Genomic DNA, 11,898 nt, shown 5'->3' with positions numbered 1-11,898 from the left:
AGGGGGAACGTAGCGGTCACGTTCGGCCCTGAGATTCATGATTGTGATCTGTTGGCGTGGCCTTGAACAAACCATGGCGGGACGGGCCTTCCGCTGCCGGCTCCGCGGTCCGCGCGGGTCCGCGCCGCGGGGCAGCGGGTCAACGGCGCGAATGCCGGTGGTGGCGGTGATTGTGGATGACGGCGACGTCGACGAGTGCCAGCAGGGCCAGAACGGCGAAGACAAGAGCGACGGCCCCCAGCGCCCACGAGTCGGGCCCCGAACCGGTCTCCGAACGCCACGCCCATACGCCGAACAGCACGGCAAGCGCCAGGAACAACGGCATGTGCACCTTCGCCAGCAGATGCCTCAGCCGGTACGCCCGGCGGCGGCCCTCGGGGGAGGGAGGGGCGGCACCTGCGCTCCGCCGCCTGTCCGGGTCGGCACTGTGGTCGCGCATCGACTGCTCCAACGGCGAAGGACCCCTGTGCCCAGGATAGTCCTGTCCGTACGGCGCCCACGGGCCTCGCGTCGCCGACGGCGGAAGCGGGCGGCGCGGCCTCGGCGAGCACGCCGGGCACGAGCCAGGGCGGGTGCCCCAGGCGCCTCAGGTGACCCGCGCGAGGGCGGCACACCGTTGACACGCGCCGAACGCCGGCCGCGCGCCCGCCGGCGCCTCGCAGGTGGTTCGCCTACTCCCCGGTCCGCCGGTCGAGGCCCAAAGCCGGCGTGGTGTTCTTGAAGGTCTCCTCGTCGACCAGCGGCCCGGGACCGAGCACGGCCGTCGTCTGCCGGTCCATCCAGAACGCGAGGTCGAGCGAGCTCTTGGTGAGGGTCTGCGAAGCGTCCAGGGCGAGCTTTTCCGGGCCCGCGGCCTGCGCCGACGACGCGGCACCGCCGAGTACCAGGAGATTGAGAGCCGCCACCGCGGCGGCCGGTCGGAGTTTCATGTGTTCACCTCTGTTGCAGGAACGTTCCCGACGATCAACGAACGTGCCCGGCGGGCGTTACGAAGCCGGCCGCCGGGCCACCCGTCCGCGCGCGCGGTGAGGGCGGCGCCCCTCTCGGTTCAGTCCGGGTCCGCGGCGAGGATCGCCTCGATGCGCAGCAGTTCCGCGTCGCTGAACTCCAGCCGGGCTACGGCCTCGACGCTGTCCCGGAGCTGCCGGACGCTGCTCGCTCCCACGACCGCCGACGTCACCGTGTCGTCGCGCAGTACCCAGGCGAGCGCGAGCTGGGCCAGTGACTGGCCCCGTTCTCCCGCCAGCTCGTTCAGCGCCCGCAGCCGCGACACCAGTGAGCCCGTCACCGCGTCCGCCGTGAGGAAGGGGCTCGTGCCGGCGGCGCGGGAGCCTTCCGGCACCCCGTTCAGGTAGCGGTCCGTGAGCAGCCCCTGGGCGAGCGGCGAGTAGGCGATGGCCCCTGCTCCCACCTCCTCCAGGGTCTCCAGGAGCCCGTCCTCCGGAGCGCGGTCCAGCATCGAGTAGCGGGGCTGATGGATCAGCAGGGGCGTGCCCAGCCCGCGGAGGATGGCGGCTGCCTGCCGCGTCTCCTCGGCGGGGTAGTTGGAGATCCCCACGTACAGCGCCTTGCCCTGCTGGACGGCCGTGTGCAGGGCCCCCATGGTCTCTTCGAGAGGCGTGCCGGGGTCGTAACGGTGCGAGTAGAAGATGTCGACATGGTCGAGCCGCATCCGGCGCAGGCTCTGGTCGAGGGAAGCGAGCAGCGACTTGCGCGAGCCCCACTCCCCGTAGGGACCCGGCCACATCAGATAACCGGCCTTCGTGGAGATGACGACCTCGTCCCGGTACGGCGCGAAGTCCTCGGCGAAGAGGCGGCCGAAGACGGTCTCCGCCTCCCCGGGCGGCGGGCCGTAGTTGTTGGCGAGGTCGAAGTGGGTGATCCCCATGTCGAAGGCGCCCCGCAGGATCTCGCGCCGGCCGTCGAGGTCGAGGTCGCTGCCGAAGTTGTGCCACAGGCCGAGGGACAGCGCGGGCAGCATCAGGCCGCTGCGGCCGGTGCGGCGGTACGGCATGGCGTCGTAACGGCCGGGGTGGGCGGAGTGCACGTGGGTCTCCTCTGGAGAGCGCGGGTGGGCGGGGGCGCGCCTGGAGAGCGCGGGTGGGCGGGGGCGCGCCGCGCGGAGCGCGCCGCGTACCCAGACTGTCGGCCCGCCGTCATCCCGTCCAACAGAAGAATCCGAACGATTTGAGAAGCTATCCTTCTGAATCATGGAACTGAGACACCTGGAGTACTTCGTCACGGTGGCCGAGGAGTGCCACTTCACCCGGGCTGCGCAGCGCCTCATGGTGTCGCAGTCCGGGCTGTCGGCGGCCGTGCGCGAGCTGGAGCGGGAGCTGGGAACGGCGCTGTTCGCACGCACCACCCGGTCGGTCGGCCTGACCGAGGCGGGGCGCGCGCTGCTGGCCGAGGCGCGGCGCACACTCGCCGCCGCCCGCGCCGCCAAGGACGCCGTGGCCGCGGTCCAGGGGCTGCTGCGCGGCACACTCACCGTGGGCGCCGAGCAGTGCATCGCGGGGGTGCACGTCCCGGGGCTGCTGGCGCGCTTCCATCAGCGGCACCCGCAGGTCGACATCCGGCTGCGTCAGGCGGGTTCGGCGCAGCTCATCGAGGAAGTCGGCAGCGGGCGGCTCGACCTGGCCTTCGCCATCGACTGCGGGGACACCCCCAGGACCGTACGGACGCTGCCGCTCACGGACGAGCCGATGCTGCTGCTCTGCCATCCTCAGCACCCGCTGGGCGGGGCGCGGGAGGTCGCGTGGCACGAGCTGCGGGACGAGCCCTTCATCGACTTCCACTCCGACTGGGGGCCGCGCAGGGTGGGCGACGCGGCGTTCGCGGCGGCGGGGATCGGCCGCCAGGTCGCCCTGGAGGTCAACGACGTCCACAGCCTGCTGGAGCTGGTCCGTGAGTCGCTGGGAGTCGCGCTCGTTCCCCAGCACTTCACGCGCAAACCGGAAGCCAACGGGCTGCGCGCCGTGCCGCTGGCCGGGGCGAAGCGGCTGACGTACAGCAGTGTGACCGCGCTGCCCCACGAACAGTCCACGAGCCCGGCTGCCCGCGGCCTTCTCCGGCTGCTCGGAACGGACGCTTCCTGACGGGCTCCGGGCCCCGGGCCGGGCAGTGCCACCGCCGGCATGACGCCCCAACGATCATCAGCAGACCGAGCTCTTCCGGACCGAGCCCTCCAGAGCAGCAGGCGAACGTGGTTCGCCGACCGGCTCCCCGCGATATCAGCCCGCAACACTGGTCATGAACTGCGCCGATCCGACGACCAGTCACCTCACGCGCATCGGCCGGGGAGCGGCGTGACACGGGCCGGCCCGCGCAGCGCCCGAGCCGCCGCGCCGGCCTCACTTCACAGCCGCCGCAGCAACCTGCGCAGGCGCTTCAGTGGGCGGGACGGCTTGGCGCGGCTTCGCGGCGGCGGCTCCTCCGGCTTCCACAACGGGATCTGCGGCATGAGGAAGCGCTGGCCGGAGCTCTCCATCGCGCAGAACAGCTCGCCGCCCATGTCCTCCAGCAGGATGCGGAAGGGCCGGGGCGGATCCTCGGGCAGCTCCGCGCTCAGTGTGGTGACGCCCTTGACGCGGCCGTGCTGGTAGCCGACGACCTTGCCGTCCACCAGCAGCTCGACGCCGCCGGAGGGCTGCCCGGTCTGGACGGTGACCGAGTGCCCGTCCTGATCAAGGTGAAAGCGGTGACCACGGGCCATGGCGAGCCTCCCCGCGCGGTGCGGAACGTCCTGCTCCCAGGGTACGCAGCCTCCGGGGAACAGGGCCTCTCCACGGCCGCCCGGCGGGTCGGTTCGCCGCTTCCGCGCCGCGCGTCCACTGGGCCGTCCATACAGCGGGCCGTCCACGTAGTGGTCGTCGGAGTGCTCGGAGGACTCCTTGATCCCCGCGAGGAGCCGGCGATGACGGAGGGCCCGGGGCCGGGCGGACGGGACAGGCCGGGACCGCACCCGCCCCGTGCCGGACCGGCCGGCTACTTCTTGAAGCCGTAGTTCATGAGCTTCGTCGCGTCCGTCGTGCGGTTGGCCTGCGAGGAAGAGGCGAGGACGGTGCCGATGACCGTCCTGCCGCCCCGGGTGGCCGCGTAGACGAGGCAGTACTTGGCCTCGGGGCCCGAGCCGGTCTTGACGCCGATCGCGCCCGGGTAACTGCCGAGCAGGTTGTTGGTGTTGGTCCAGGACATGTAGCGGTAGCCGTTGTTCCTCATCGTGACCTTCTGTTTGGTCGACTTCGTCTTCACGACGGTGCGGAACAGCGGGTACTTCATCGCGTTGCTCGCGAGCTTCGTCAGGTCGCGCGGTGTCGAGTAGTTCGCCGTGTTCCCGATGCCGTCGAACGAATCGAAGTGCGTGTTCTTCAAACCGAGGCTCCGGGCGGTCGCGTTCATCTTGCCGATGAACGACTTCACGCGCTGGGCCGGCGTGGACCCGCTGCCGAATTTGTCGGCCAGCGCGTACGCCGCGTCGCAGCCGGAGGGCAGCATGAGTGCGTACAGCAGCTGGCGGACGGTGACCTTGTCACCGACGATGAGGCGGGCCGACGACGCGGTCCTGGAGACGATGTAGTCGCTGTACGCCTTCTGGACCGTCACCTTGGAATCCAGGTTGAGGTTCCGCTGTGCCAGCACCACCCGGGCGGTCATGATCTTGGCGGTGGAGCCGGTGGGCAGGCGCCGGTCCGCGGACTTGGCGAATAGCGTCTTCCCCGTGCCGTTGTTCATCACGAAGCCGCCTTTGGCGGCGATCGCGGGGGGCCTGAGCGTGTCGGCCTGTGCCGGGGCCGCGAACGGCCCGGCCGCCAGGACGGCTCCGGCGGTGACAGCGACTCGCGCGACGCGCAGTACGGCTTTGTTGTCGGTCTTCAAGATGGGTACTCCAAACGCCCTGACGGGCGGCCAGGTGAGACTGCCGGTTACCCGTACAACGGCCACAACCGCGCGGGGGATGTGTCCTGCGCGACGGCTCGTTGGGTCGTACGGGGGCGGCCCCTGACACACACCGTGAGCGCCGAAGCGGTCAGTGGGAGGCCGTACGGCTCCCGGTCGCAGCATCCGACAGATACGCGCGCAGCCCGGTCCGGCGGCCCAGATCGGGCAGCGGGCGGACGCGCCACTCGCGGGCGTAGGCGGGAGGGCGGCCCCCGGCGTAGACCAGCACCGCGACCGGCTGCCGCAGCCCCGTGGCGGCGAGCGCGCGGGGCGTGGTGCTTCCGTCGTGACCACTGAACTGGCGGGAGGCGCACCCCGTCCGGAACGCCACGCGGACGGCCTCGTCGCCGCTGATCACACACGGCGGCCGCACACCCTGGGCCCGCAGTTCGGCGGCGATGCGGGTGAGGTCGAGGCTGTTGCGCCGCACCCGGCCGGCCACCCCGTCGACCAGGAAGTACTGGATCGTCAGGTGACCGACGACGGCCACCGCGACGCACCACGCCGCGGTACGCCGCCACCGCGCCCGCGGGCCGCACGCCCGCACCAGGCACTGCGCCACGGGAAGGGCCAGCAGCGCGTACGCCGGGAGCAGGAAACGCGGCGCCGCGTACCCGACGGTGAACAGGTACGGCGCCGCCAGCGTCACCCCCACCACCGTGGCCACGACGACCGGCGTGCGGTGGCCGCCGCGCACGGCGGCCCGCACGCCGCCCGCCACGAGCAGAGGCAGCGCGAAGAACCAGAGGGCCGAGGGAGGGTGGCGCCACGGCACGTCGCACGGTCGGCACAGCGCGCGGCCGCCGAGGGCCCGCACGTGGTCGTCGACGGCGAAGTACCAGCCCAGGTGGCCCTGGATCTCGCTGGCCCGCCGCAGCCGGGCGGCGAGACCGCCGTAGTGGACGTACGCCTCGATCACCCACTCGGCGCAGCCCAGGGCCACGCCCGTGACCGCCACGAGGATCAGCAGGCCCCTGCGTCGCGTACGCGGCATCACCAGCGCCGCAACGACCAGAGGAAGGGCCAGCCATACGGCGTCGGACGGACGCATCAGCGCTGCGAACGCCACTCCGGCGCCCATACCGGCCAGGGCCCACCGGTCCCCGGGGTCCCGTGCGGCCCGGAGGAAGCACCCCACCGCGGCGAGCGCCCCGTACGCGACCCAGAGGTTCGGCATGGCCTGCGAGGCGTAGAACATCGTGACCCACAGGCTCGCGAACAGCGCCCCCGCGACCGCGAGCACCGGGGCGGGCAGCGATCGCCGCCACACCCACAGCGCCAGGAACAGGCCGCAGCCGGCCAGTACGGCCATGTACACGCGCAGCGCCGCCACCGAGGTGGTCAGCGCCGCGACCGGAGCGACGAGGTAGGTGATGCCGCGCGCCCGGGGCGCGCTGAAGAACGCCGCCGGGGCCTGTGGGCTCACCTGGCTGACGTACACGGTCTCGTCCCAGCCGAGTCCGAGGCCGGGGGCGACCAGCAGGAGATGGACGAGGGTGAACGCGGTGGCCACGGCGGCCAGCAGCGGCAGCGGGCGGGCGCCCGCCCCGGCGGAGGAGCAGCGCTCGCGCGTTCCGCGCCTTTCGCGCGGCACGCGGTCCGGCGGTCCGGCGACGAAGCGTGTTTCCTGCATGGCCCGGCCTCGCTCGGGGGTACGGCGGGTGACGGTTCCCCGGCCCTGTTCCCTCCACGCTGCGGGTGGTCGCACCGGGCGCACCACGCGGAGGAGGCACTCGGCTGAACGGTTCTCCCGAACGAGTGAGGCGGCGCATCGGAGCGCCCGTGGTTAGCATCCGACGAGGGGGCCAGCCCACGGATGGCACGGAGGCCGTCATGCAGCAGACACCCGCTTCGCGCCTGTCGGCGAACCGCTCACGACTCGGTCACAAGGTGCGGTACGCCCTGAGACATCCGGAGCGCGTACTGCCCTACCTGCGCCGGGCCGGGCGGGACAGCCTGCTGAGGCTGCGCCACCGGGGGAATCACGTCGCGTACTACAGGGCGGTGATGGCGTCCGACACGGCGCGGAGCCCCGAGGCGGCCGTCGGCGGCGGCCCCTCGCGCGAGCGCTGGCTGGCGATCGGACAGATGCAGTACGACTACCTGCTGGGGCACGGGCTGACGCCGCGGGACCGGATGCTGGAGATCGGCTGCGGCAATCTGCGCGCCGGGTGGCGGTTCATCGAGTACCTGGAGCCCGGCCACTACTACGGGATCGACATCTCGCCCGACATCCTCATCGAGGCCAAGAAAACCCTGGTCCAGTACGGACTACAGGCCCGGCTCCCGCACCTGACCCCCGTCCAGGACCTGCGGCTCGACTTCCTTCCCGACGCCTGGTTCACGGTGGTGCACGCCCACAGCGTCTTCTCGCACTCCCCGCCGGAGGTCATCGAGGAATGCCTCGCGCACGTCGGGCGGGTGCTGGCGCCCGGCGGCTTCTTCGACTTCACCTTCGACCGCACGGAGGGAGCCGAACACCGGGTGCTGGGCGAGGACTTCTACTACCGTACGCAGACGCTCGTGCGGCTGGCCGAGAAGTACGGTCTGATGGCCCGCTTCATGGACGACTGGGAGCGGCTGCCGCACGGCCAGTCCAAGCTGCGGGTCACCCACGCGGTGGCCGCCGAGCGGCTGCCCGGTGCGGCGGTGGAAGCCGAAGTGCCTTCCGTGGAGCCCTGAGAAGGCATCCGCGCCCCGCGACCACGGGGCCCATGGGTCAGTCCTGGGCGCCTGCACGCCGATCCCCGGCGGCCGGCGCCGGAGCGGGTCCCGGCCGTCCCGGCAGGGGGAGTTCCGAGGCGACGGCGCCCCGGAGCAGTTCCCGGGCGCGGTCCAGGGACGTCGACCCGCTGAGCCACCGCTCGCTGAGCCCTTCCACCAGGGTCGTCAGGCGCTCGGCCGAGTCCGCGGCGATCACGTCCTCGTCGACGGTGCCGGCTTCCTGCGCCCGGCGGATGAGACCGGCGGCGTACTCGACCCATTCGTACGTCGAATACCGCAGCTGCTCGCGCAGTTCGGGCTCGAAGACGGCGGTGGCGCGCAGTTCGCCCCAGGCGGCACTGTTCTCCTTCACCGTCGGTGCGTCCTGGAGTTCGAGCAGGAGCATCTGCTCCAGGTGCGCCCGCGGATCGGAGCGCGGGGAGACCGAAGGCTCGGTGTAGCGCTCGGCCCGTTCGCTGATGAACTCCAGCGTGCGGCGCATCAGTCCGGCGCGGTCGCCGAAGTGGTAGTAGATGAGCGCGGTGGACACCTTGGCCTCCGCTGCCAGCTCTTCCACGCGCAGGCCGCGGACACCACGCCGGGCGATGACGCGGGTGGCGGCCTGAAGGATCAAGGTTCGGCGGTCTGACACAGTCCCTCACCGTACCGGCAGGGCAGTGGTAGCCTGACCTTTCTGACTGAAATTTCAGTCAGAAATGAACCACGGCCGGATGGAGAAAGTTGTGAAGGAGCGCTCCCGGCGGGCTCTGCTCAGGTCCGGCGCCGCTGCCGCCCTCGGCGGAGCCGGCTTCCTGGCCGCGGCCTGCGCGCCCGCGCCGAACGGCGGACCGGGCGCGGGGCCGACGGCGCCGGCGTCGCCCGGCGGCGCTTCGCCGGACCGCCGGCGCCTCGCGCTGCCGGCCGAGTCGATGCGGCACGAGCGGACGTTCATGGCGTGGCCGCCCTCGGACTCCGTGTGGGAAGACGCGACCGCCGCCGTCCAGCGCGATGTGGCCCGCCTCGCACGGGCCGTCGCCGAGTACGAGCCGGTCACCCTGCTGGCCGCCCCCGCGGAGGCCGGGCGGGCCCGGCGGGCCTGCGGAGCCCAGGTCGAGATCATGCCGGTCCCCGTCGACGACCTGTGGATGCGCGACAGCGGTCCGACCTTCGTCACCGGGCCCGGCGGCGCGGTCGCCGGCACCGACTTCCACTTCAACGGCTGGGGCGGAAAGCAGGGACACCGGCGTGACGGACAGGTCGCGAAGCGGCTCCTCACCCGCGAGGACGTGGCCAGGATCGACGCGTCGATCACAGCGGAGGGCGGCTCCCTGGACACCGACGGGGCGGGCACACTGCTCGTCACCGAGAGCTCGCTGGTCAACCCGAACCGGAACCCGGGGCGCTCCCGCGCGGACATCGAGGGCGCGCTGAAGGACCTGCTCGGCGTCGACAAAGTGATCTGGCTGAAGGGCGTACGGGGCGAGGACATCACCGACTGCCACGTCGACGCGCTGGCCCGGTTCGCGGAACCGGGCGTCGTCGTGCTCAGCCGGCCACCGGCCGGGGCCGGGCCGGACGTGTGGACGCGGGTCTACGACCAGGCCCGCGGCGTGCTGGAGTCGGCGACCGACGCGCGCGGCAAACGCCTGGAGATCGTCGAGCTGCCCGAGCCGGAACCTGCGGAGCTCGGCGAGCGGGGAGCGGACTTCCTGGGCTCCTACGTCAACTACTACGTGATCAACGGCGCGGTGCTGCTCCCGCGCTTCGGTGACCGTACCGCGGACGACCGTGCCGCGTCGGTCGTCCGGGACCTGCACCCCGGGCGAACCGTCGTACAACTCGACATCTCCACCCTCGCCGAGGGCGGCGGCGGCATCCACTGCGCCACCCAGCAGCGGCCGGCCGTGTGAGGGCGGCGGCGAGGGGGCGGGGCTCGCGATCCGGGGCGGGCGCACAGGGCCGGGGCGGCGGGTCTCATGGCCGCGGGGCGGGTCTCACGGTCCCGGGGCGGCGGGCCTCACGGAGCCAGGGCGGCTGCCGACCGGCATATCGGGCACCGGTCCGTGCCGTCCCACCCCTCCCACCCGAAGGCCGCGGGTGAGAGCGACCGCCCCTCAAGCTCTTCCCGTACGGCCACCCGGTACCGCCACACCGCACCGATGTAGGGGTGGTAGGCGTCGTGGAAGGCCGTCGACGTGATCGAAGCCCCTGCCGCGACGGCCTGCCGAACGGCGCGGAGTTGCTCGAACATCGCCTGCCCGGCACCGGCGACGGCGGCCGTCGCGTCGATGAACAGCCTTTCGCGCGCTTCGTAGACGCCGGCTTCGCTCATCGCCGCGCGGCTGAGCGCGTCCATGTCGCTCTCGCCGCCCGGGTCCTGCGCGAGGTGGCGGAGCCGCGCATGGCAGATTCCGGCGGCGGTGATGAACTCGATGTACACCGCCCGCCTTTGCGCCCCGATGCCGCGATCGTCCTCGCGGCGATGGCGCAGGTAGTCGGCGAGTACGGTGCCGGTGATGGCGATCGAGCCACCGCTGACCGTCGCGACGAGCGTCCCCCAGTCCACCGCTGCCCCCCCGTGATCCCCGTGTCGGAGTCCGAATCTACGGGAGGCCGCTCCCCGATGAACAGCCGTTGACCCGGCGCGCCCCTGGCGTATGCGCGGCGGGGGCGCGACGCACGCCTACTGGCCACGCGCCGGCTGGTTGGCGATGAGCAGGGTGGTGCCGGCCGGACGGAATCCCAGGCGGGCGTAGATACGGGCGACGGCCTCCTCCGCGTAGGCGAGGAAGACGGTGCGGACACCGTTGTCGCGGGCGTGGGTGGCCAGGGCCACCATGACCGCCGCGCCGAGGCCCTGGCGGCGGGCGGCCGGGAGGGTGCCGATGCCGCCGATCTCGGTGGCGCCGCTCGCCGGGTGGTAGTGGCCCGCGGCGAGCGGAGTCCCGTCCGGGGCGAACGCGGCGACGAGCGTCTTGTGGCCGGCGTCCAGGGAGGGGCGGATCGTGGCGGCCGTGCCGTCCGCGGTGAGCCTGTCCGCCACCGCCATCAGCTCGGCGCGGCCCGCCTGCCCCACCGCGGTGCCTTCCGCGGCGAAGGCCAGCCGGGGGAGGGCGAGTACGGCGGGCAGGGAGGGGTCCTCGGCACCCACGGCCCGGACGGTGACACCGGCGGGCAGGTCCCGTGGGGGCAGCGGGTGGTGCGGGTCGAGGACCATGAGCGGGCGCTCCGCCACCGGAAGGCCCGTCGCCTCGGCACCGGCACGCAGCGACGGCGTCACCTCGGCGAGCCACTCGAAGGCCTCGGGCACCCCGAGTTCGCGCTGCCGGGCCCGCACCCGGTCGATGTCGCCGGGGCTGACGCGCCCGCCCGCCGAGGCCGGGCGGGCGTGGCCGGGGCCGCCGTAGTACGGGGCGCCCGCCTCCTTGCGTACGAAGAGGCGCAGGGAGCCGAACTCCTCCGCCTGTGCGAACACCAGCGGCACAGTGGCGTAGTACTGCTCGATGCGGTCACACAGGGACGACTCGTTCATACGAACATCCCACCACGGGCTCCGCCCGGCGCACCAACGGCCGTCCGCGCCGTCGTTCCGATCGGTGCGCGTGCCTGGGGGGTGCCCGCGTGAACGCCTCGGGTCTTCCGCACCGCCCCGAGATCTTCCACGCCGCTGCCGGTCCGGCTTCGGCGCGTCGCTCACTTGCTCAGTGCCTCTACTTGCTCAGTGCGTTCGCGACGATGATGAACAGCCCGAACAGCATGTCCACGCAGCCGGCCCGGCACGCCGCCGCCCAGCTCCGACCGGCGACCCGCGTCGCCCACAGCCCCCAGCCGAACAGCGCGACCGTGTTGAACGCCAGAGCCGCCACGAGAGCCGTTTCCTCGTCCCACCAGCCCGCGTGCGCGGTGAGCAGCGCCGCGACGGTGGGGAGCACCGCCGCCAGCAGGGGCCACTCGGCCAGGACGGACCGGAGCGTGCTGGTGACCGCCACGTCGTGGGCCACCCGGTGGGCGAGGGCATGGGCGTAGCCGTGCGCCGCCGCCGAGGCCAGGGCGGCCACCAGGACCCATACGGCGTCGTAACCGGGATTGGGAGAGCCGCTGTCGCTCTCCAGCGCGGCGGCCAGGGCGCTGGCCAGCACCGTTCCGTACACGCCGCCGAACAGCAGCCGCTGGAGGGGTTCCCCGCGCCGGGCCGGGCGGAGAGTATTGCTGGAGCTCTCTGACAAGACGTCATCTCCCACGAGAGGGCCGGTT

The 11,898-nt window shown here is 72.6% G+C and carries 13 protein-coding genes; 3 read left to right on the top strand and 10 right to left on the bottom strand.

The window, feature by feature from the left end:
- Positions 1-139 precede the first annotated feature (139 nt).
- The 3 genes from AS594_RS03610 to AS594_RS03600 all read right to left on the bottom strand — a co-directional run bounded on the left by AS594_RS03610 (position 140) and on the right by AS594_RS03600 (position 2,047).
- Positions 140-439 (bottom strand): hypothetical protein, encoded by a 300-nt coding sequence (locus AS594_RS03610; protein WP_240508924.1) that lies wholly within the window; start codon positions 437-439, stop codon positions 140-142.
- 232 nt (positions 440-671) lie between these two features.
- Positions 672-929, bottom strand: a complete 258-nt coding sequence (locus AS594_RS03605; RefSeq protein ID WP_069925618.1) for a hypothetical protein — start codon at positions 927-929, stop codon at positions 672-674.
- 119 nt (positions 930-1,048) lie between these two features.
- Positions 1,049-2,047, bottom strand: a complete 999-nt coding sequence (locus tag AS594_RS03600; RefSeq protein WP_069925617.1) for an aldo/keto reductase — start codon at positions 2,045-2,047, stop codon at positions 1,049-1,051.
- A 163-nt stretch (positions 2,048-2,210) separates the two neighbouring features.
- Between AS594_RS03600 and AS594_RS03595 the strand changes: the two genes are divergently transcribed.
- Positions 2,211-3,098, top strand: coding sequence for a LysR family transcriptional regulator (locus tag AS594_RS03595; protein WP_069925616.1), 888 nt, complete (start codon positions 2,211-2,213; stop codon positions 3,096-3,098).
- Positions 3,099-3,358: 260 nt separating this feature from the next.
- Here the strand turns inward: AS594_RS03595 and AS594_RS03590 are convergent, their stop codons facing one another.
- From AS594_RS03590 to AS594_RS03580, 3 genes are all read right to left on the bottom strand, one after another.
- Positions 3,359-3,715 carry a hypothetical protein gene (locus AS594_RS03590; RefSeq protein ID WP_069925615.1) on the bottom strand — a complete coding sequence of 119 codons (357 nt, stop codon included), beginning with the start codon at positions 3,713-3,715 and terminating at the stop codon, positions 3,359-3,361.
- Between the two features lie 272 nt (positions 3,716-3,987).
- Entirely contained in the window at positions 3,988-4,878 is an 891-nt protein-coding gene (locus AS594_RS03585) for a D-alanyl-D-alanine carboxypeptidase family protein (RefSeq protein WP_069925614.1), read from the bottom strand.
- A gap of 151 nt (positions 4,879-5,029) precedes the next feature.
- On the bottom strand, positions 5,030-6,574 hold the full coding sequence (locus AS594_RS03580; RefSeq protein ID WP_069925613.1) for an ArnT family glycosyltransferase: 1,545 nt from the start codon (positions 6,572-6,574) through the stop codon (positions 5,030-5,032).
- Between the two features lie 200 nt (positions 6,575-6,774).
- On the opposite strand from AS594_RS03580, the gene AS594_RS03575 reads away from it, so the two are divergent.
- Entirely contained in the window at positions 6,775-7,623 is an 849-nt protein-coding gene (locus AS594_RS03575; protein WP_069925612.1) for a class I SAM-dependent methyltransferase, read from the top strand.
- A gap of 37 nt (positions 7,624-7,660) precedes the next feature.
- On the opposite strand, the gene AS594_RS03570 is transcribed toward AS594_RS03575, so the two are convergent.
- Complete coding sequence (locus AS594_RS03570) at positions 7,661-8,296, bottom strand: TetR/AcrR family transcriptional regulator (protein WP_069925611.1); 636 nt, start codon at positions 8,294-8,296, stop codon at positions 7,661-7,663.
- Between the two features lie 91 nt (positions 8,297-8,387).
- Here AS594_RS03570 and AS594_RS03565 point away from each other — a divergent pair, with 91 nt between their 5' ends.
- Positions 8,388-9,554 (top strand): agmatine deiminase family protein, encoded by a 1,167-nt coding sequence (locus tag AS594_RS03565; protein WP_240508923.1) that lies wholly within the window; start codon positions 8,388-8,390, stop codon positions 9,552-9,554.
- Positions 9,555-9,661: 107 nt separating this feature from the next.
- Here the strand turns inward: AS594_RS03565 and AS594_RS03560 are convergent, their stop codons facing one another.
- From AS594_RS03560 to AS594_RS03550, 3 genes are all read right to left on the bottom strand, one after another.
- Complete coding sequence (locus AS594_RS03560; RefSeq protein ID WP_069925610.1) at positions 9,662-10,210, bottom strand: CchlQ; 549 nt, start codon at positions 10,208-10,210, stop codon at positions 9,662-9,664.
- 117 nt (positions 10,211-10,327) lie between these two features.
- On the bottom strand, positions 10,328-11,176 hold the full coding sequence (locus AS594_RS03555) for a GNAT family N-acetyltransferase (RefSeq protein ID WP_069925609.1): 849 nt from the start codon (positions 11,174-11,176) through the stop codon (positions 10,328-10,330).
- Positions 11,177-11,354: 178 nt separating this feature from the next.
- Positions 11,355-11,870 (bottom strand): hypothetical protein, encoded by a 516-nt coding sequence (locus AS594_RS03550; RefSeq protein WP_079148488.1) that lies wholly within the window; start codon positions 11,868-11,870, stop codon positions 11,355-11,357.
- Positions 11,871-11,898: the final 28 nt, after the last annotated feature.

The sequence above is a fragment of the Streptomyces agglomeratus genome, assembly GCF_001746415.1.
Classification (GTDB): Bacteria; Actinomycetota; Actinomycetes; order Streptomycetales; family Streptomycetaceae; genus Streptomyces; species Streptomyces agglomeratus.
The sequence above is the reverse complement of the archived record's forward strand: the minus strand, read 5'-3'. Positions and strand labels throughout refer to the sequence as shown.